Origin of the sequence: Ureibacillus thermophilus (assembly GCF_004331915.1) — a bacterium.
GTDB classification, from domain to species: domain Bacteria; phylum Bacillota; class Bacilli; order Bacillales_A; family Planococcaceae; genus Ureibacillus; species Ureibacillus thermophilus.
Window position 1 is genome coordinate 1,150,430 of record NZ_CP036528.1, and the last position, 20,822, is coordinate 1,171,251.

Below are 20,822 nucleotides of genomic sequence, written 5' to 3' on the forward strand. Positions count from 1 at the left end.
AGGAGGTGTTTTTGTTTGGCAGTTGAAAAAAATGAGAAGGTATCCGCACTAAAGGGGGAAGTATCCGCACTAAATAGGGAAGCAAACGCACAAATAGGAGCCGTATCCGCACTAAATGAGAAGGTATCCGCACTAAAGGGGGAAGTATCCGCACTAAATAGGGAAGCAAACGCACAAATAGGAGCCGTATCCGCACCAAAGGGGGAAGTATCCGAACTAAATGAGAAGGTATCCGCACCAAAGGGGGAGGTAAACGAACTAAATGAGTAGGCAAACGCACCAAAGGAAGCCGTATTTGAACCAAATGAAGAGACACCCTACCAAATATAGCTGCATCCGCATCAAAATAAGGAGTTAAATCCACTCAATAAAGAAGCAACCACACTTATCCATACTAAAAGAAGTTACTTCACCCTGCCCGAAATTTCTTTTTATCCACAATTTGAAACCGTATTGAACCAAACGATTCTCATAATCTTTCAATAGAAAAAGGCTGTTTGAGAAATTGATAAAATTGCTCAAACAGCCATTTATTAAATTTGACACCCTCTTTTATGTACTTCATTCCTGCCCTAGCAATTGTTTAACACATCATTGCATTTTTTATAAAAGATGTTTTATAATAAGAATAGAACATTTGTTCCTATCTAAAGATTTCACTAGGAGGAATTTTTATGGCGCACATTCCGATTGAAGCTGTGCCGTATTTAGAATCAGCCATTTATTTGCCAATGCTGCTCATTGTTCTAGAAAAAGACTATGAGCTTATTGAAAAAGGGCCATTTAAGCTAAAGCGGCCATATGTCCACTTAATTGAAGAGGCAAAAAAGTTAGCTGAAAATGATTTGCAAAATACGAAATCCTATTTAAGAAAACATTCCTTGAAAGTTGTCCAAGGAGAAAGAGATGAATTATTTACTGAATATCATTTTTATTACCAGCAAATTTTTGAAGTTAGAAGATATTCCAACATCCGTTTGCGAAATCGTGTTGAAGAATTGTTGGATAGTTATTTAACAAGAGCGTTGAAAGCCCATTCAGTTTTTCAGAAACCCTAATTCCCGATGAATGGCTTCACGCTGCTTTAAAGCATATTTTAGAAGCATTGTAGCGCATACGTATTGTGTGCAAAAAGCTGTGTAATGGATTGGCAATTTGAATTCAACGTCATTTTTTAAAATGATCATCGTGCTGTCTTCGCATTTTTGGATGTTTATAATCGCATGTTGTGCAATCCAAATATTTTTGGAAGAAGAGGGTGATAAGATTGGCAAAAAGACATATGGCTGATCATAAGATAAGACGATTGGAACTTTGTGTTTCCCTTTTCCCAAAAACATTTTTGAAAAATCTGTTGCTGCTTTGTAAGAAGAGCCTAATTTTTTTAAAGTCTCATCCAAAAGTTTTAGAGGCTTTCTTTTAATGCAGAAAGTATCAAATTTGTCATAGACGCGTGAGTAAGCTTTTCCATCACACTCAATTGGTTCTATGACATATGTGTTTGGGGTAATGTAATACCAATCGAATTTCTTTAATTCATCCATAATTTTCACCCTTTCTTAAAAATTGGAAATTTAGTAGTCTTAATATCATAATAATAAGAATAAAATAGAAAATCAATACAAAATTTAGAAAATATTGAATTAACTGAAAAAAGGATTTTGAGCTCATTTTTTTGTTCAAAATCAAATTTTCAGCTCTCTTAAAACTAAATAAAGTAAAAAAATCTAAAATTATACTGCAAGAGTTTTATTTTTCTAAAAATATTGAAAATTCACCGCCGATTTTTTATAATAGAAAAAAGGAATCGGGGTGATATCGATGGATAAAAACAATTATTACGCAAACTTCTCTAGTGCGGCAGGTTCCAATCCAACAGTGAACGATTCTGAAAAATTGTTGAATGAAATTTACGTAGATTTATTCTTGAACCGATTACAAAGAATTTACCGGATTGAACAATTAAAGGATTTCATCGATCAGGCGTTGGATGAAAGAAATGAAGAAGCTTTTTATAAATATGCGAAAGAATTAAATGAATTGCAGGAGTCATTGAACTGAGCACCAATATCCATTGAGAAAAACCGCCTTTTGCACAGGTTTTATTGTGGAAAAAGGCGGTATTTTCATGTCTGGTTTCAGAATATACGTTCGCAAAATGAATGATATTTACTATTGGATATGTTAAAATATTTTTACGATATATTGGGAAAGGACGAGGAATATGGCTGATACTTTTGAATTGCATGCTCCGTATAAACCAAGCGGCGATCAGCCCAAAGCGATTGCACAACTTGTTCAAGGTATACGAGAAGGCAAAAAGCATCAAACATTGCTTGGAGCGACAGGAACAGGAAAAACATTCACCATTTCCAACGTCATTAAAGAAGTAAATAAACCGACGTTGGTCATTGCTCATAACAAGACGCTTGCTGGTCAATTATACAGCGAATTTAAACAGTTTTTTCCAAATAATGCGGTGGAATATTTTGTAAGCTATTACGATTATTATCAACCGGAAGCGTATGTGCCGCAATCGGATACATACATCGAAAAGGATGCCAGCATCAACGACGAAATCGATAAATTGCGCCACTCCGCCACAAGCGCCTTGTTTGAAAGAAGAGATGTCATCATTGTGGCATCTGTTTCCTGCATTTATGGTTTAGGGGATCCGGATGAATACCGCGAAATGGTGGTGTCTATCCGAAAAGGTATGGAAATTGAGCGAAATCAGTTGCTTCGCCGATTAGTGGACATCCAATATGAAAGAAATGATGTGAACTTCCAGCGGGGAACGTTCCGAGTGCGCGGCGATGTGGTAGAAATTTTCCCTGCTTCCCGGGATGAACATTGCATACGCGTTGAATTTTTCGGTGATGAAGTGGACCGCATTCGGGAAGTAGATGCATTGACTGGAGAAATCATTGGTGATCGAAATCATGTGGCTATTTATCCAGCTTCCCACTTCGTTACAAGAGAAGACAAAATGAAAAAAGCCATTGAAAATATCGAGAAAGAACTGGAAGAGCAGCTTGAAAAATTTCGGGCAGAAGGAAAGCTTTTGGAAGCGCAGCGGTTGGAACAGCGCACAAAGTACGACTTGGAAATGATGAGGGAAATGGGCTATTGCTCTGGCATCGAAAACTATTCCCGCCATTTGACATTGCGTGAGCCAGGGGCAACGCCTTATACATTACTTGACTATTTCCCAGATGATTTTTTAATGGTCATTGATGAAAGCCACGTTACATTGCCGCAAATTCGGGGCATGTATAACGGCGACCAAGCTCGAAAACAAGTGCTTGTGGACTATGGTTTCCGCTTGCCTTCAGCACTTGATAACCGGCCATTGAAATTTGAAGAGTTTGAACAGCATATTCATCAAGCCATCTATGTATCTGCTACACCGGGTCCATACGAGAAAGAACATTGTCCGGAAATGATTGAACAAATTATCCGCCCAACAGGACTTCTTGATCCAACAGTGGATGTGCGCCCAATTGAAGGACAAATTGATGATTTGGTGGATGCAATTCAAAAACGGACGAAGAAAAATGAACGGGTGCTTGTCACAACATTGACGAAAAAAATGGCGGAAGATCTAACGGATTATTTGAAAGAAATGGGTATTAAAGTCGCCTATCTTCACTCGGAAATTAAAACCCTTGAACGGATTGAAATCATCCGAGAATTGAGAAAGGGAACGTATGATGTGCTTGTCGGCATTAACTTGCTGCGGGAAGGACTGGATATTCCAGAAGTATCGCTCATTGCTATTTTAGATGCGGATAAAGAAGGATTTTTGCGTTCGGAAACTTCCTTAATCCAAACGATTGGACGTGCGGCCCGAAATGCGAATGGACACGTCATTATGTATGCCGACACTATCACGGAATCCATGAGAAAAGCGATTGAAGAAACGAAGCGCCGCCGCTCGATTCAAGAAGCATATAATAAAGAACATGGCATCGTGCCAAAAACAATACGAAAAGAAATTCCAGAATTAATTCGTGCAACTCATGCAGCAGAAGAGGAAGAAAAATATATCACAAAAGTAACAAAAGGCAAGAAGTTAACAAAATCTGAGTTAGAAAAATTAATTGAGTCGCTTGAAAAAGAAATGAAAGAAGCCGCCAAATCCCTCGATTTCGAAAGGGCGGCAGAGTTGAGGGATACAATATTTGAATTGAAAGCAGAGATGTGAAGGGATGATCCCGTGAATCCAAAATAGAAAGGTGACGACTGTGGAAAATAAACAAATCGTCGTGCGTGGTGCACGTTCCAATAATTTAAAGAATATTGATGTGACCATTCCCCGGGACAAGCTCGTCGTGTTGACGGGGCTTTCCGGTTCCGGGAAATCTTCTTTGGCCTTTGATACGATTTATGCGGAAGGGCAGCGGCGATATGTGGAATCTTTATCCAGCTATGCCCGCCAGTTTTTAGGGCAAATGGACAAGCCGGATGTGGATTCCATTGAAGGGTTGTCTCCTGCGATTTCCATTGACCAAAAAACGACAAGCCGCAACCCACGTTCTACTGTAGGAACAGTAACGGAAATTTACGACTATTTGCGTTTGCTGTTTGCCCGCATCGGGAAGCCGGTCTGCCCAACCCATGGAATTGAAATTACATCCCAAACCATTGAGCAAATGGTGGACCGCATTATGGAATATCCAGAGCGGACAAAAGTGCAGCTTTTAGCTCCCGTGATTTCCGGTAAGAAAGGTACCCATGTAAAGCTTTTGGAAGATTTGAAAAAACAAGGTTTTGTGCGCGTTCGCATCGATGGGGAACTGCGTGATTTGGATGACAATATTGAACTGGATAAAAATAAAAAGCACAATATCGAAGTGGTGGTAGACCGCATTATCATCAAGGAAGGCATTGAAGCACGGTTAAGCGATTCCCTTGAAACAGCGCTGAAACTGGCTGATGGACGAGCCATAGTTGATGTGATGGAGCATGAAGAATTGTTATTTAGCGAGCATCATGCTTGTCCAATTTGCGGCTTTTCCATTGGAGAACTGGAGCCGCGCATGTTCTCCTTCAACAGTCCGTTCGGGGCTTGTCCGGAGTGCGACGGCCTCGGATCCAAATTAAAAGTGGACATCGATTTAGTGATTCCTGATTGGCACAAAACTCTTGAAGAGCATGCCCTTGCCCCTTGGGAACCGACAAGCTCCCAATATTATCCACAGCTGTTGAAAGCGGTGTGCAACCATTACAATATTCCAATGGATGTGCCCGTTTCCCAATTATCGAAGGACCAATTAGACATTATTTTATATGGTTCGAAAGGAGAAAAAATTCATTTCTATTATGAAAATGAATTTGGCAGCGTCCATAATAAAGATATTGTCTTTGAAGGCGTCGTCCACAATATAGAACGCCGCTATCGGGATTCCACATCCGATTGGGTGCGGGAAACGATGGAGAAATTCATGACGGAGCAGAAATGTTCAACTTGTAAAGGGCAGCGGTTAAAACCTGAGAGTCTTGCAGTGAAGATTGATGGGAAAAATATTGCGGAAGTGACAGATTTATCCGTTGAGGAGTTATATAAATACTTTTTAAATCTTCAGTTATCAGAAAAGGACATGCAAATTGCTCGTCTAATTTTGAAAGAAATTAAAGAACGCCTTGAGTTTTTATTAAATGTCGGTTTGGAATATTTAACTTTGAGCCGAACAGCTGGAACATTATCTGGAGGAGAGGCTCAGCGCATTCGATTGGCCACCCAAATCGGCTCAAGGCTTACAGGGGTACTATATGTGCTGGATGAGCCTTCTATTGGTTTGCATCAGCGGGATAATGATAAGTTAATTCATACTTTGAAAAAAATGAGAGACATCGGCAATACATTGCTTGTTGTGGAACATGATGAAGATACGATGCTGGCGGCGGATTATTTAATCGACGTTGGTCCAGGAGCCGGTTCCCGCGGTGGAGAAATTGTGGCGGCAGGAACACCGGAAGAAGTGATGAAAAATGAAAAATCCATCACGGGGCAGTATTTGAGCGGCAAGAAATTCATTCCACTTCCACGGGAGCGACGAAACCCAGATGGTCGCAAAATTACCATAAAAGGCGCCGCAGAAAACAACTTGAAAAACATTAAAGTGGATATCCCATTAGGTATGTTTGTAGCGGTGACGGGGGTATCCGGGTCTGGAAAATCCACATTGGTCAATGAAATTTTATATAAAAAACTTGCCCATGAATTAAATGGAGCGCGAACGAAACCGGGAAAACATAAGGAAATTACAGGCCTCGAACATTTAGATAAAGTGATTGATATTGACCAATCGCCTATCGGACGCACGCCCCGCTCCAATCCAGCAACTTATACAGGGGTGTTTGATGACATTCGAGAAGTCTTTGCCCAAACGAACGAGGCGAAAGTGCGCGGCTATAAGAAAGGACGCTTCAGCTTCAACATTAAAGGCGGCCGTTGTGAAGCTTGCTCTGGTGATGGAATCATCAAAATTGAAATGCACTTTTTACCGGATGTGTACGTTCCATGTGAAGTCTGCCACGGAAAACGCTACAACCGCGAAACATTGGAAGTAAAATATAAAGGCAAAAACATTGCAGAAGTTTTGGATATGACCATTGAAGAGGCAACAGAGTTTTTCGAAAACATTCCAAAAATCCACCGAAAACTGCAAACTCTTGTGGACGTAGGGCTTGGCTATATGAAATTAGGGCAGCCTGCTACTACTTTATCCGGCGGGGAAGCGCAGCGAGTGAAGCTGGCTTCTGAGTTGCATCGCCGCTCAACAGGAAAATCCTTCTATATTTTGGACGAGCCAACGACAGGTCTCCATGTGGATGACATTGCAAGACTGCTTTCGGTGTTGCAACGCCTTGTGGATAATGGAGATACCGTATTGGTCATTGAGCATAATTTAGATGTGATTAAGACCGTAGATTATATTATCGATTTAGGCCCAGAAGGCGGAGACAAGGGAGGAACCGTCGTGGCAACCGGAACTCCTGAAGAGGTGGCCGAAAATGAAAATTCTTATACTGGCCGCTATTTGAAGCCGATTTTAGAGCGCGACCGCGAACGGATGGAAAAACTGTTGGCTCAAGCAGCAGATAAGTAAGAAAAATAGCAGCACGAATGACAGTGCTGCTTTTTTATTTTTTTTGGGCAATCTTGGCGAGAGAAAATTTCCTTTGGCGATTATTTATCCAAAATTGGCAATTATATATCAAGGTTAGGCAAATATCCATTCAGATTTGGCGATTATCACTTTTCGAAAAAATAAATTTTTAGCCATCACTTCAATAGAACAAAAAATTTCAAACTGACATGCTTTATTTTTATAAAATTGACACTTTTATAGATGTCAAGCTTCTGATAATGTTATGATAAATTTCATTACATTAAAGGGGAGACGGAATATGCAACATACACTTTCAAAGCAAAGAGCCAAAACTGTAGACTTAGTGGTTTCAGCAATGTTAATCGCACTCGTTTTTCTTTCCACCATGTTTTTAAATATAAAATTGCCTATTGCTTCAAATGGCGGTTTAGTTCATTTAGGAACGGCCATGCTATTTATTGTTTCGATTTTGTTTGGTCCAAAGAAAGGGGCTATTGCAGGAGCAGTGGGCATGGGGCTATTTGATATTGTTGGCGGGTGGCTTGTTTGGGCACCAATTACTATTATATCTAGAATTTTACAAGGATATATTGTAGGGAAAATAGCTTGGTCCAAAGGAAGCCGTGGAGAAAGTCTAGCGAAAAATATTTTTGGTATGATTGTATCCATTCCAGTGATGATTGGTGTTTATTATCTTGGGGAAGCAATCATGTTCTCAAGCTTCATCATTCCGTTAGCTTCCATACCTGGCGACCTTGTTCAAAATGTCATTGGGATGATTGTTGCTATCCCTGTGTGTCTCGTATTGAAAAAAATCCCTTACATCGCTTCATTTGCAAAATAAAAATCACTTTCCGGAAATGGTCGAAAGCTAGCCTTTCCGGATATTTTTTTATGAAATAGTCAAAAGTTGTTCATAATAAAGCGATGCAAATTTGATAAATCAGGAAACTTTTTGGGTAATTCTAACGTATATGAAGGTATAGAACATTGAGGGAGGCAGGAAATATGGATAATGAACGCAAACGAATTATTAAATTAGTCGAAGAAGGTGCCATCTCTGCAGAAGAAGCCTTAACATTACTTGAAGCATTGAATAAAAAGCAAAATTCAACTACGACTGAATTCCACTCCAATGCTGTTCCGTCGCCGCCAACGAATGAACAATCATCTCAACAAGAACAACAATCCAGTTCGAAAAAAACAACAGGCTTTGAAGATATTTTTGGGAAAAACTTCAACAGCAAAGAATTCAACAAAAAAATGGATGAATTGATGAATGAAGTAAAAGAAGATCTGACGGAATTTTCAAGAAGCATGATGGGCGTCATCGGGTCAGCTTTCAAAAAATTGAAAGAGTTTGATTTGGATTTTTCTCTCAGCAATGTAAAAGTCGAATTTGAAAAACACTATTCTTTCAACGGCGATGAAGTGAGAAGCATTCAAATTGAAATTCCAAATGGGAAAGTGGAAGCGGTGCGCTCTGACACCAATGAATTAAAAGTCGTAGCAAAAGTCAAAACAATTGCTATTGAAAATGATGAAGATAAAACGATTGCTGAATTTGAACGGGAATTTGTACGATTGAAGGATGGTAAATTAGAATTAAAATGCCCTTCTAAATTGACGCAAGTGAATGTGCAGTTATCCATTCCTGATAAGCAATATGATCTTGTCTTAATGAAGCTCCTAAACGGCGGCGTATCCATCGATGGATTGAATGCCAAACTTGTCAAACTTCGCACCTACAATGGTCCAATTAAATATGCAGTTGGCCAATTTGAAAATGCCGATGTGGAATCTGGCAATGGTCCAATTGAAATTGTGCATGTAAAAGGGGAAGATTTAGAAGTTCAAACGGTGAACGGCCGCATTTACGTTGATGGTGAACTAAGAGAAGTGGAAGCAGAATCCGCAAATGGAGCAGTGATTGTCACAACAAGTGATCAAAAGGCCCGCAAAGTGAAAGCTCAAACGGTTGCAGGAGCGGTTGAACTTTATGTGCCAAAAAATGTATCAATCAACGGTACTGCATCCACAAATGTTGGAAAAATTGATTTAGGATTGCAAGATGTGATGACTCGTAATGTGGAAGATCAATTCTTCGCTAAAACAGTGCATTTCGATAAATTTGTCGATAATGCGCCAGTCTTAAAATTAACCGGCGAATCCCGCACAGGCAGCATTATCATTCGATATACAACTTTGGGCGAGGAATCCTGATATTTTCAGGGTTCCTGGCCTTTTTTATTCATTAGCCCCAATTTTAGCCCCTCTTCTAGCTAGAAACGTAAAACGCAATGTTTCCCCAAACCAATTAACGTAATTCAAATTTGCGCTGGGTCCATTGAGGTTTAAATCTACCATTCAACACGATATTAAACTCGACTAAGAGGCTCCTCATGAAATGAATTACTTGCTTAACAAGTTATAAATTTTGCTTGCATATTAATAAAGAAAAGTAAACGGCACAATTTTTCCATAGAGTTTTGTCGCTTTTTTGCGCGAAATTATAAACAAAAAAACGACAAAAATATTTCATTTTCTAGCAGGATTTTACATATTTATCACTAATATAAAAATAGAACACGAAAGATTAGAATCTCTGTTCAAAAGAAAGAATTGCCAAAATTTTGTTTTTGGAATAATAAATAATTTACATTGTTGTAAAATTTAAGTGGGGCAATGAAAAGAAAATGTAAAATTACTAACGGTATAAAGTGCTATAATATTAATTGTTGAATTGACTATAGATAGAACTAAGGTGATTTATTTTGATACAAATGAAAGAGGTTTACAAAAAATACCCAAACGGTGTAGTGGCTGTAAACGGTATTTCTGTCGATATAAAGCAAGGTGAGTTTGTTTATGTCGTTGGACCCTCTGGAGCAGGGAAATCGACATTTATCAAATTGATGTATCGGGATGAGGTACCTACTTCAGGTGAAGTCATTATCAATGGAATCAATACTTCTAAATTAAAGAGGAAGGAAATACCTCATTTCAGAAGGACGTTAGGAGTTGTATTCCAAGATTTTAAGCTGCTTCCAAAGTTAACCGTATTTGAAAACGTTGCTTTTGCGATGGAAGTAATTGAAGAACATCCAAAAGTGATTCGTAAACGGGTGTTGGAAGTCTTAGAGTTAGTGGGATTAAAACACAAAATTCGCATGTTCCCAAATGAGTTGTCTGGGGGAGAACAGCAGCGGGTTTCGATTGCACGTTCCATTGTGAATATGCCGAAAGTGGTTATTGCGGACGAGCCAACAGGAAATTTGGACCCGGAAACTTCTTGGGAGATTATGAAAATCTTTGAAGAAATTAATGCAATGGGTACCACGGTTGTTATGGCAACTCATAACCGGGAAATTGTCAATCGAATCCGAAAACGGGTAATCACCATTGAAGGCGGCATGATTGTAAGGGATGTTTTTGGAGGTGACTATGGCTATGAAATATAGAACCCTCCAACGTCATTTTCGTGAAAGTTTAAAAAGTTTAACCCGAAACGCTTGGATGTCTTTTGCCTCTGTCAGTGCCGTGACGGTGACCCTCATATTAGTCGGCATTTTCGCACTGCTGATGATGAATTTAAATCACATTGCGGAAAATATCGAAAACGATGTAGAAATTCGCGTCTTAATCGATATTATTAATGATCCGGAAGAAATGAAAGTCGCTGAAGAAAAGCTGATGAAGCAGGTTAAAAGCTTGCCGGATGTAGCTGAAGTTAAATATTCTTCAAAAGAAGAAGAATTAAAGATTTTAATTGAAAACTATGGCGAGGATTTCAGCTTGTATGAACAAAGCAATCCTTTGAGAAATGTGTTGTATGTGAAGGCAAAAGACCCTGAGCAGACTGCGGCTTTGGCAAAGAAAATCGAGAAATTTGACAATACCTATGATGTCATTTATGGGGAAGAGAAAGTTGAAAATCTCTTTAATTTCTTAAATACGGGCCGCAATATTGGGCTGGTTTTAATTTTAGGTCTTTTATTTACAGCGATTTTCTTAATTTACAATACTATCCGCATCACCATTACTGCGCGCAAAGATGAAATTGAAATTATGAAACTCGTAGGAGCTACTAGCTCCTTTATTCGCATTCCTTTTTTATTTGAAGGTTTGTGGCTTGGGTTATTGGGGTCCATCATTCCAATGATTCTCGTTTCCGTCGTTTACTACAACGTGTACAACAAGTTGACGCCTAAAATTCAAGGAAAAATGCTGCAAATTTTAGAAGTAACCCCTCTAATCTATGAGGTGAATCTCATCATTTTAGCCCTTGGAATTTTCATTGGCGTTTGGGGCAGTTTCATGTCTGTACGTAAATTCCTTAGAGTCTATTAGAAACAAGGAGGAACCATTTGATGGGGAACTTTTTTAAGAACCACTTCAAATTGTTTTCGGCCATCGTCGCTGTACTGTTATTTATCCAAATACCAGTCACATATGCGGCGAGCTTGTCCGAATTAAAAAGTAAACAACAACAAGTGGAACAACAGAAAAAAGCAATAAATAGCCAAATCAATCAGAAAACGAATGCTATTAAAACGAATGAATCTAAACAACAGCAATTGTTGGCTCAAATTGATCAGCTCGTAAACCAAATTTCAAAAACAAACCAAGAAATCAAGCAGGTCGAAAAAGAAATTGCACAAACTAATGAAGAAATTACAGCTTTAGAAGAAAAAATTGCCGCATTGCAAAAGAAAATTGATGAGCGGAACGCATTGTTGGAAGAACGTGCGCGGGCACTTCAAGCGAATGGTTCTGTTTCGTTTTTAGATGTGTTGCTTGGTGCCAACAGTTTTGTTGACTTCATTGACCGTTTCTCTGCAGTCAATACATTAATTGAAGCGGATCGTCAAATCATTCGCGAACAAAAAGAAGACCAGCGAGTATTAGAAGAGCAGAAAGTTGAATTGGAAAATACGAAACAAAAACTAGTAGAAAAACAAAACAAACTGAAAGAATTAAAAGCGAATTTAGACGCACAGAAGCAAGAGAAAAATCGATTAATTGATGAACTGGAAAAAGAACAAGAAAAACTTTTAAGCGAGAAAAAATTATTAGAAAAACAATACTCTGAGTATCTTGAAATCAGCAAAGATTTGCAAGAACAAATTGCTGAGCTTCAAAGACAACAATTGAGCAAAGCGCAATCTGCTGGAAATTTACCAGTTTCCAATAGCGGATTTATGAAACCAACAAACGGTGTGTTAACGAGCGGCTATGGTTGGCGCAATCTCGGATATGGCCCTGAGTTTCACTATGGAATCGATTTAGCCAATAGTGTCGGAACGCCGATTGTAGCGTCTGCTGATGGTGTGGTTACATATGCTTCTTCATTAAGCACATATGGGAATGTGATTATGATTACGCATAATCTAAACGGTCAAATTTATACAACTGTATACGCCCATTTAAGTGCCTTTAATGTTGGGGTGGGCGATGTGGTTAAACAAGGCCAGCAAATTGGCGAAATGGGTATGACTGGACGGGTAACAGGTCCACACTTGCACTTTGAAGTACATATTGGTACATGGCAAGGACAAACTGCTGGTGTGCAAAACCCATTGCGTTATATTTCTTTATAATTCTGGAATGAGCTGTTTAGAAAGGATTGCTTTCTAAGCAGCTTTTTAATATGTGAAAAAATTTTTTCATACTTGCCACGGAATATCAAAATTTATTTTTTGGATTTTATGTTATTCTATGAAATAGAAGGTTTTAAAGTGGAGGGGTTAAATGAGCAGCAATACAAAAAAGGTGATGGGCGCGATTCTGGTCATTGCGTTAGTCGCAATTGCAGCAGGTTTGTTTATTCATGATCGATTGGAAGAAAATAAAAAAAATACCCTTGATGATGATATTTCAGGTTATGAAGTTGATGAAAATAGCCCTCAAAGTGTTGGATTAGGAGAGATAGCACCGGATTTTACGTTAAATACTTTAGATGGAAAAACTGTGACCCTTTCTGATTTAAGAGGAAAGAAAGTGATTTTGAATTTCTGGGCAACTTGGTGTCCGCCTTGCAAAGATGAAATGCCTCACTTCCAAGAATATTATGAGGAGTATGCAGAGGAAGATCATGTGGAAATCCTTGCGGTGAATTACACCATTAAAGATAAAATCGCCAGCGTTGAAAACTTTGTAAAAAGCTATGATTTAACGTTTCCGGTTTTATTGATGGAAGAAGAAGGAATTAATGAAACGTATAAAGTTTATACGATTCCATCCACATTTTTCATCAATACTAAGGGAAAAATTGAAAAACAAATTTTAGGGCCTTTAGATTTAGAAACATTACGGGATTATGTAACAGAATTAGAGTAAAAAAATCGCTCTTTTGCATGTGTTATTGCTCCTCTTTTCAACATACATTGAACGAAGAGGAGGATAGTGAGTGCGAAAGAGACGATTTTTTTTCATTTTAGCCATCATTTGCTTATTCCTTGCTTTCATTGTGTATTGGAAAAGCGCGATGAAACCGGAATCGGAAGTGAAAGGAAGCGATATCCCAGTTATTGACCAAACATTTCATTTGATTAAAGAAAAATCCGTTTATGATACAAAAGATGAGGAATTGATTGAAGGCGCATTAAGAGGAATGACGGAAGCGATTAAAGATCCATATAGCACCTACTATACAGAAAAAGAAGCGGCCATTCATCGTCAATCATTGGCAGGACAAAGGGTAGGGATTGGTATTGAAATAACGGAAAAGGATGGACGATTTATTGTTGTCTCCCCAGTGAAGTCTTCTCCGGCAGAAAAAGCAGGAATCCGTCCATATGATGAAATTGTGGAAGTGGATGGCGTCCGTTTAGAAGGCAAAACTCTTGGAGAATTGCTGCAATTAATCCAAGGAAACCCTGGTGAAAAAGTGACGCTGGTCATTTATCGGCCAAGCACAGACAGGCATATTAAAATCACTGTGGAACGGGCAGAAATTGATAATCAGACCGTTACAGGGAAAGTGATTCCGTTAGATGACTTGAAAATAGGCTATGTTTCCATTTCGATGTTTGGAGAGGAAACGTTGGAAGAATGGATTGAATCAACAAAACGGCTTTTATCGGAAAATGTAGATGGGATGATTATTGATTTAAGGGACAATCCTGGCGGGTATTTACATAGCGTCGCCGGTGTAGTAAGCAGCATTGGAAAAGAAGGAACGGTGTTTGCCTATATGCAAAATGCGCAAGGGATGATGGAAGCAATAAAAACGACAAAGCTGGATGTGGATGAAGAGTACGCAAAACAAATGAAAAAGATGCCGTTAGTAGTTCTTCAAAATGAGGGAAGTGCATCGGCAAGCGAAGTGATGGTAGGCGCAATGAAAAGTTGGAAACGCGCCATTGTGGTGGGAAGCAAGAGTTTTGGAAAAGGAACAGTGCAAGAAACGTACGATTTGAAAAATGGCGGAGAATTGAAATTATCTACGAATAAATGGCTCACGCCAGATCGGGAATGGATTCACGGAATAGGAATTGAATCGGATATTGAAGTAGAACAACATCCATTGTTCGCGATGGAAATTGTGCCGCTGCGGGGAGAGTTTGCAGAAGGAGACTATAGCGAAGAAATAGCTTATGTTCAGAAGGTGTTAAACGGTTTAGGATACAATTTGGAAAGAACGGATGGATTTTATGATGAAGAAACGGCAGAAGCAGTCGCCTCCTATCGAGAAAAATTTAAGTTGAAGAGGGGAAGACATATGGATGATGAATTCTTCGCAAGCATTCGCGAAAAAGTAGTTTTATTTAAAGAAGATATGGAACAGGATGTACAGCTGAAAATGGGATTAAATGTTATCATGCATAAAATTAAAGGGGACATTTAAAGAATTAAAGTAAAAAAGGCGGATGAGGAAGAGGATATTATGTTCAATTTGGGCATATATCCTCTTTTTATATTAGTTGAATAAGCCAAAGAGAAACTTCTTCAGCAATAGGGGATAATCGGGATTTGAGTCTATTGTTTTTGCGAATTTTGTTCTTTATTTAAATAAAAAACACCTACGAATACAATTAAGAAGCCGATAACTTTTATAGCTATAGTTTTAAAAGTTTTATTGAATACTGTTGTACTCATAAGCGTCCATCCTAAAGGAATGAATAAAATTCCTATGGTTGAATTTATTATTTTCATCAATTATTCACCTCAAATATAAACTCTATTAATGCATGTTCGGCAATTAGTGTTTATTTCCTTGTTAGTTCTAATCTAAAAAGTTCGTTTGGTGTATTTCTATTGAGTGTGTTTGCTTCTTCAATTCGTGCGTTTACTACTCCCTTTGGTGTGGATACTGCTCCATTTCGTGCGTTTGCTTCCTCCATTCGTGCGGATACTGCCTCGTTTCGTGCGGTTACTACTCCATTTCGTGCGGATACTGCCACGTTTCGTGCGATTGCTCCTCTCTTTTGTGCGGTTGCTTCCTCCATTCGTGCGGATACTGCATTGTTTTGTGCGTTTACCTCCTCCATTCGTGCGGATACTGCCTCGTTTCGTGCGTTTGCTTCCTCAATTCGTGCGGATACTGCCTCGTTTCGTGCGTTTGCTTCCTCAATTCGTGCGGATACTGCCTCGTTTCGTGCGTTTACTTTCTCATTTGGTGCGGATACTGCCTCGTTTCGTGCGGTTGCCTCCTCATTTGGTGCGGATACTGCATTGTTTTGTGCGTTTACCTCCTCCATTTCGTGCGGATACTGCTCCATTTCGTGCGTTTACTTTCTAATTTGGTGCGGATACAAACACGTTTCGTGCGTTTACCTCCTCATTTCGTGCGGATACTGCTCCATTTCGTGCGTTTACTTTCTCATTTGGTGCGGATACAAACACGTTTCGTGCGGTTGCCTCCTCATTTCGTGCGGATACTGCCACGTTTCGTGCGGTTACTACTCCATTTCGTGCGGATACTGCCTCGTTTCGTGCGTTTACTACTCCATTTCGTGCGGATACTGCCCCGTTTCGTGCGATTGCTCCTCTCTTTTGTGCGGTTGCTTCCTCATTTCGTGCGGATACTGCCTCATTTCGTGCGGTTGCTTCCTCATTTCGTGCGGATACTGCATTGTTTTGTGCGTTTACCTCCTCAATTCGTGCGGATACTGCCTCGTTTCGTGCGTTTATTCCTCCATTTCGTGCGGATACTACCCCGTTTCGTGCATTTGCTTCCTCATTTCGTGCGGATACTGCTCCGTTTCGTGCGTTTGCTTCCTTATTTCGTGCGGATACTGCCGCATTTATTTGTCATAATGGATTCTTTTATTGCATACATATGATAAAATAGGAAATTTTTTTAAATTCAAAGAGGTGTTTTGATGAACACATAAAATGTCCTTCCCAGATACATATTTTGCAAATGCTACAATCGAGAAGTTAGAAAATCCAAACCATGTCATCATTTCTTTGGGTAATCATGAGAATACCTTTGATTTGGATATTTCTGTTGCTATCAAATGGAGTGAATTTTGCCGTAAAGTCGACGGATGAATCATTTTTTTGATAAAATTTTTGGGAATCATTTCTGTTAATAAATTCCTAGTTTCCCTCTACGCAAATTTTTATTACTTTGCTAAAATGTACAATAGTTAGTAGGAAACGGCGGTGGGATGAGTGATAGAAGAGATTTTATTAGAATTCTTAAAAGCTATAGCTAGAATGTTTATGAACCCTCTATTGTATATGGCAATTATCATGGCAATTTTTCTTGGATATGTGCGTGTCAAAAGGGAAAGAAAGTTTTTCAAAACCCGGATTTTGTGGGGATGGACGGAATTGGTTGGGCTCATTAAAGAAGGGATTTGGTTTGCACTGATTATTTCTGTGCTCAGCCTGCTTGTTGGATTAACTCAATCTATAGAGTTGCTATTTTTCGTTGCAGCTTTTAGCATCTTTGGCTTGATTCTATATAATTTCCATCTTCTTTCCCCAATGGTCCTTATTGGGTTGAGTCTCGCATCTTTAATGGTGATGAATGAAGAGCATTGGTCATTTGAGATATTTGGATGGAAAATTCAAGGACTGGATGTGTTCGAAGGTGCGGCTGTTACATGCGCACTCATGGCTGGGATATTGCTAATTGCAGAAAGCCGTTTAATTAAAAAATATGGTGTGAATTACGCTTCGCCAATGATTGAGAAGTCTAAAAGGGGATTACATGGTGTTGCGTTTTTTACAAAGAAATTATGGCTGTTGCCCATTTTTTTCGTCGTTCCGGGACAAGCTATTGATGCGTATTTTCCTTGGTGGCCGCAATTTTCGCTAAATCATCAACAATTTGCGTTAGTTTTATTTCCATTTCTTATTGGATTTCAGCAAATAACGAGACGTTCTTTGCCGTTGGATGTGTATCCTAAGTTGTCAAGAGCGGTTTGGATTTTAGGAGGACTCGTTCTTATTGGGGGGCTGGTCGGTTATTTTTATCCAATTGCAGCGGTTGTAGCAGTATTTGCTGGAGCCATCATTCGCTTATTTATATCGTATATTTTTAAAGTGCGGGAACGACGTGATGTATATGCGGTTTCTGCTCGTCCAAATGGTGTGATGATTGCAGCGGTTTTACCAGAATCACCAGCGGAAAAAATGGGGCTGCAAGCGGGAGAAATTATCCGTAAAGTGAATGGCCGTGAAGTGCATAATGAATTGGAGTTGTATGAAGCACTTCAAATCAACGCCGCTTATTGCAAATTAGAAGTGTTGAATCATAAAAATGAAGTGCGGCTAACCCAGCATGAAGTGTATAGTAAAGACCATTACCGCATTGGATTGTTAATTATTGAGTAGAGATATGAAGGGTGCCTTTTTATAAAGTGAACATTCTTATTTAAGTAGTACGGCTTAATTCTCGGAAAGGGATTAGGCCATTTTTTTATTTTTAGAGGGAGTGGGGAGAAATAAGGATGAGGCAGTATCCGAACAAAAAAGGGAGGTAAACGCACGAAATGAGGCAAAATACACACCAATAAGGAAGAAGAGACATTAAATGAAGCCGTATCTTCCTCTCCCAATCGAATCCCATCCAAACCGCGCCAAATAAAAAGAGCGAATTTCCACCATTCGCCCTTACTATTTATCCACAATCAAAAGAAATTTCTTAAAACCGCTACCGTTAATACCCCTGCAACCACTGTTTTTGATAAACTTTTCGTCCATAGGGCAATGAAAAGAGTAGGCACGAAAGCAATCGTACTTTCCCAATGCAGCGTGACAAATTTTCCTTCCGTATTGAAAAGCGATTGAAAGACCAACGCACTCAAAATGCAAACAGGAATAAACTGAAGCCACCGCAGCACTACTTTCGGCAACTCAATATTTCGCACTAAAATAAAGGGAATGACCCGGGGAAGCCACGTAACAAATGCGCACCCTAAAATTAATAAAAACATCATGAAAGTTGTCGTCATTTTTCAGTAATCACCCCAATAGTCGCCACAATAATCGTCGTTATAAGCACCGCTAAGTGGCTAGGCATGAAATAAGAAAGAATATATAAAATTCCAAAGACACAACCAATTAATTTTATATAATGCATGAGCTTATTCTTGCTTGCATTGGCTAAATTAAGTACAAGCAGAGCAATAAACATTGCAACTAACGCATAGTCAAGCCCCCAACGTTCCGGATTTGGAATCCAGTTTCCAACGAGTCCCCCAACAACACAAGATGCAATCCATGTCAAATAGGCGGTTAAATTTAAGCCATCCATCCACCGGCCGCCCAGCTGTTTTTCTTTTCCGGCTTTTGTAACGGCAACGCCAAAAGTTTCATCCGTCAAAAGCGACCCAAATCCGACATTGCGCAATGCTGAATAGCGGGTAAAATACGGGGCCACTGTAAGGGACATAAGAAAATGCCTCAAGTTCACAATAAATGTTGTAATGATGATGACGGACATTGGCGCCCCTGCTACATACAAGCCGGCAAAAATGAATTGGGCACTTCCCGCGTACACAAGAGCCGACAGCAAAAAAATTTCCAGAATGGATAGATTCGAAGCGATTCCTACCACACCAAAGGCAAAGCCAATACTGATGTATCCCAGCAAAGTTGGAATGCAATCTTTCATTCCTTGTATAAAAGAATCTTCTGTCGCTGTTTTTGGAATATCCTTCACTTCTTTGATTTCCGTTGTCATACCATTCCCCCCCATCCCTTTGATATTGAAACTTTATGAACGTTCTTTCGTTATACTTCAATGACTAATAATTGTGTACTATAATGATGAAAAATTAGTTTAATTATTACCAATTAATGCTAATTATAGTTATAATAAAATCGTCAGAATATTCTTCTTTTGTTTAATATAGTATACATTTGTCTTTTAAAATAGACAATAGGGTGGAACAAAAATGGAACGAATGAATCGCAATATTGGTATGCAATTAAAAAAAATTCGGAAAGAGCGCAGTTTAAGTTTGGATGATGTGGCAAAAGCTACGGATGTAAGTAAGGCGCAGCTTGCCCAAATTGAAAAAGGGGAAGCGAATCCAACCGTTTCTACGCTATGGAAAATTGCAGCAGGATTAAAAATCTCCTTTTCTTCTCTTTTACAGCCGCCAAAAACCCTTTTCCAAAAATATAGCGTAGACCCTTCGACTTACGTTTCTGAAGAAGACGGAAAATATCGCGTGTACTCTATCATTCCTTATGAGCCTGAACGAGGATGGGAATTTTATAAAATCGAAATGGAACCTGGAGTCATTCATAAGAGCGAACCCCATACAGAAGGAGTAGAGGAAACCGTAACAGTAATTAAAGGAGAAGCGGTTGTTCAATGCGGTGAATTGAAAGATCATTTAGTGGAAGGCGAGACCCTTGTTTTCTCTGCCACTGAACCACATCAGTATGAAAATCCAACTGATGAAGTAACCATTTTACATTTAATTATTCAGTATCGATAGAGGTGGAACTTGTGAGCGAGTGGTTTACCGCTGAAAATATAGAAGCTTTAGAAGCGCAGTACAGAACCTTTGGACCGTTGATTGGGATCCTTTTCCCATTTTTAGAAGCATTTTTGCCGTTTCTACCTCTAGTAGTATTTGTTGTAGCAAATGCAAATTCCCATGGCTTATGGTTCGGGTTTTTATTTTCCTGGATAGGAACCGTATTAGGCTCTTATTCTGTCTTTCTGTTTGTCCGGAAATTTGGAAAAAGACCGAGAGTGCAAAAATTTATCAAATATGAGAAAATGCAAAAACTCATCCGCTGGGTGGATATGAAGGGGATAGCTCCGTTATTTATTCTGCTGTGTTTTCCATTCACTCCATCAGTGCTCGTCAATATTGTCGCAGGGCTATCCAACATAAAGAAAAAAGTGTATTTAGTTGTGTTGATGTCGGGAAAATTCGTCATGATTTTAACGATTAGCTTGCTGGGATACGATATTAGTGAGTTGATCCGAAGCCCGATTCGATTAATTTTTGCCGCTGTTGCCATCTTTTTGTTGTGGATGATTGGAAAACTGATTGAGAAATATTTAAATAATCGGGTAGAAAGGGAATTAAGAGAGGTATCTAAGTTAAGAAAACAAAAAAGGTTGAAAACAACTCATAAAAAATAATTCTGCAAAGGGGGCATCTGAAAAGTCATTCCAAGACGCCCTCTTTGCGGCTTTAGCTAGAGTTTTGCCGCAGATAAATTGCGACGAGGAGGCGCGTTTTGTGACCACCGCAGGGAAAGTGTTTAAGAGAATATTCC

The 20,822-nt window shown here is 39.2% G+C and carries 20 protein-coding genes; 15 read left to right on the forward strand and 5 right to left on the reverse strand.

Annotated elements, in window-relative coordinates; all coding sequences use genetic code 11:
• Nucleotides 1–15: 15 nt before the first annotated feature.
• Both DKZ56_RS05665 and DKZ56_RS05670 read left to right on the forward strand, forming a co-directional pair.
• On the forward strand, nucleotides 16–270 hold the full coding sequence (locus tag DKZ56_RS05665) for a hypothetical protein (RefSeq protein ID WP_208651772.1): 255 nt from the start codon (nucleotides 16–18) through the stop codon (nucleotides 268–270).
• A 404-nt stretch (nucleotides 271–674) separates the two neighbouring features.
• Nucleotides 675–1,058 carry a YhjD family protein gene (locus DKZ56_RS05670; RefSeq protein ID WP_208651773.1) on the forward strand — a complete coding sequence of 128 codons (384 nt, stop codon included), beginning with the start codon at nucleotides 675–677 and terminating at the stop codon, nucleotides 1,056–1,058.
• On the opposite strand, the gene DKZ56_RS05675 is transcribed toward DKZ56_RS05670, so the two are convergent.
• Nucleotides 1,038–1,544, reverse strand: a complete 507-nt coding sequence (locus DKZ56_RS05675; protein ID WP_208651774.1) for a competence protein ComK — start codon at nucleotides 1,542–1,544, stop codon at nucleotides 1,038–1,040. The two genes, DKZ56_RS05670 and DKZ56_RS05675, sit on opposite strands and share 21 nt — an antisense overlap.
• A 277-nt stretch (nucleotides 1,545–1,821) precedes the next feature.
• On the opposite strand from DKZ56_RS05675, the gene DKZ56_RS05680 reads away from it, so the two are divergent.
• From DKZ56_RS05680 to DKZ56_RS05725, 10 genes are all read left to right on the forward strand, one after another.
• On the forward strand, nucleotides 1,822–2,061 hold the full coding sequence (locus DKZ56_RS05680; protein ID WP_208651775.1) for an IDEAL domain-containing protein: 240 nt from the start codon (nucleotides 1,822–1,824) through the stop codon (nucleotides 2,059–2,061).
• A 163-nt stretch (nucleotides 2,062–2,224) separates the two neighbouring features.
• Nucleotides 2,225–4,207 carry an excinuclease ABC subunit UvrB gene (gene uvrB, locus DKZ56_RS05685; protein WP_208651776.1) on the forward strand — a complete coding sequence of 661 codons (1,983 nt, stop codon included), beginning with the start codon at nucleotides 2,225–2,227 and terminating at the stop codon, nucleotides 4,205–4,207.
• A 40-nt stretch (nucleotides 4,208–4,247) separates the two neighbouring features.
• Nucleotides 4,248–7,115, forward strand: coding sequence for an excinuclease ABC subunit UvrA (gene uvrA, locus DKZ56_RS05690; RefSeq protein WP_208651777.1), 2,868 nt, complete (start codon nucleotides 4,248–4,250; stop codon nucleotides 7,113–7,115).
• 301 nt (nucleotides 7,116–7,416) lie between these two features.
• On the forward strand, nucleotides 7,417–7,962 hold the full coding sequence (locus tag DKZ56_RS05695; RefSeq protein ID WP_208651778.1) for an ECF transporter S component: 546 nt from the start codon (nucleotides 7,417–7,419) through the stop codon (nucleotides 7,960–7,962).
• A 164-nt stretch (nucleotides 7,963–8,126) separates the two neighbouring features.
• Complete coding sequence (locus tag DKZ56_RS05700) at nucleotides 8,127–9,341, forward strand: DUF4097 family beta strand repeat-containing protein (protein ID WP_208651779.1); 1,215 nt, start codon at nucleotides 8,127–8,129, stop codon at nucleotides 9,339–9,341.
• Between the two features lie 551 nt (nucleotides 9,342–9,892).
• A complete protein-coding gene (gene ftsE, locus DKZ56_RS05705) occupies nucleotides 9,893–10,579 on the forward strand; it encodes a cell division ATP-binding protein FtsE (RefSeq protein WP_208651780.1) in 687 nt (228 codons plus the stop codon).
• Entirely contained in the window at nucleotides 10,569–11,468 is a 900-nt protein-coding gene (gene ftsX, locus DKZ56_RS05710; RefSeq protein WP_208652177.1) for a permease-like cell division protein FtsX, read from the forward strand. The genes ftsE and ftsX overlap by 11 nt, the downstream gene beginning before the upstream one ends.
• Nucleotides 11,469–11,488: 20 nt before the next feature.
• Nucleotides 11,489–12,718 carry a murein hydrolase activator EnvC family protein gene (locus DKZ56_RS05715; protein WP_208651781.1) on the forward strand — a complete coding sequence of 410 codons (1,230 nt, stop codon included), beginning with the start codon at nucleotides 11,489–11,491 and terminating at the stop codon, nucleotides 12,716–12,718.
• Between the two features lie 151 nt (nucleotides 12,719–12,869).
• Nucleotides 12,870–13,457: a peroxiredoxin family protein gene (locus tag DKZ56_RS05720; protein ID WP_208651782.1), complete on the forward strand. Its 588-nt coding sequence runs from the start codon at nucleotides 12,870–12,872 to the stop codon at nucleotides 13,455–13,457.
• Nucleotides 13,458–13,527: 70 nt separating this feature from the next.
• Entirely contained in the window at nucleotides 13,528–14,967 is a 1,440-nt protein-coding gene (locus DKZ56_RS05725) for a S41 family peptidase (RefSeq protein WP_208651783.1), read from the forward strand.
• Between the two features lie 361 nt (nucleotides 14,968–15,328).
• Here DKZ56_RS05725 and DKZ56_RS05730 read toward each other — a convergent pair whose 3' ends face one another.
• Both DKZ56_RS05730 and DKZ56_RS05735 read right to left on the reverse strand, forming a co-directional pair.
• Nucleotides 15,329–15,841 carry a hypothetical protein gene (locus DKZ56_RS05730; RefSeq protein WP_208651784.1) on the reverse strand — a complete coding sequence of 171 codons (513 nt, stop codon included), beginning with the start codon at nucleotides 15,839–15,841 and terminating at the stop codon, nucleotides 15,329–15,331.
• Nucleotides 15,842–15,857: 16 nt separating this feature from the next.
• A complete protein-coding gene (locus DKZ56_RS05735; protein WP_208651785.1) occupies nucleotides 15,858–16,007 on the reverse strand; it encodes a hypothetical protein in 150 nt (49 codons plus the stop codon).
• An 894-nt stretch (nucleotides 16,008–16,901) separates the two neighbouring features.
• Here DKZ56_RS05735 and DKZ56_RS05740 point away from each other — a divergent pair.
• Nucleotides 16,902–17,909 carry a PDZ domain-containing protein gene (locus DKZ56_RS05740; protein WP_245989604.1) on the forward strand — a complete coding sequence of 336 codons (1,008 nt, stop codon included), beginning with the start codon at nucleotides 16,902–16,904 and terminating at the stop codon, nucleotides 17,907–17,909.
• 296 nt (nucleotides 17,910–18,205) lie between these two features.
• Here DKZ56_RS05740 and DKZ56_RS05745 read toward each other — a convergent pair whose 3' ends face one another.
• Both DKZ56_RS05745 and DKZ56_RS05750 read right to left on the reverse strand, forming a co-directional pair.
• Complete coding sequence (locus DKZ56_RS05745) at nucleotides 18,206–18,529, reverse strand: AzlD domain-containing protein (RefSeq protein WP_208651787.1); 324 nt, start codon at nucleotides 18,527–18,529, stop codon at nucleotides 18,206–18,208.
• A complete protein-coding gene (locus DKZ56_RS05750) occupies nucleotides 18,526–19,260 on the reverse strand; it encodes an AzlC family ABC transporter permease (protein ID WP_208651788.1) in 735 nt (244 codons plus the stop codon). The genes DKZ56_RS05745 and DKZ56_RS05750 overlap by 4 nt, the downstream gene beginning before the upstream one ends.
• Nucleotides 19,261–19,474: 214 nt before the next feature.
• On the opposite strand from DKZ56_RS05750, the gene DKZ56_RS05755 reads away from it, so the two are divergent.
• Both DKZ56_RS05755 and DKZ56_RS05760 read left to right on the forward strand, forming a co-directional pair.
• Nucleotides 19,475–20,026: a helix-turn-helix domain-containing protein gene (locus DKZ56_RS05755; RefSeq protein ID WP_208651789.1), complete on the forward strand. Its 552-nt coding sequence runs from the start codon at nucleotides 19,475–19,477 to the stop codon at nucleotides 20,024–20,026.
• Between the two features lie 11 nt (nucleotides 20,027–20,037).
• Nucleotides 20,038–20,685, forward strand: coding sequence for a TVP38/TMEM64 family protein (locus tag DKZ56_RS05760; protein WP_208651790.1), 648 nt, complete (start codon nucleotides 20,038–20,040; stop codon nucleotides 20,683–20,685).
• Nucleotides 20,686–20,822 lie beyond the last annotated feature (137 nt).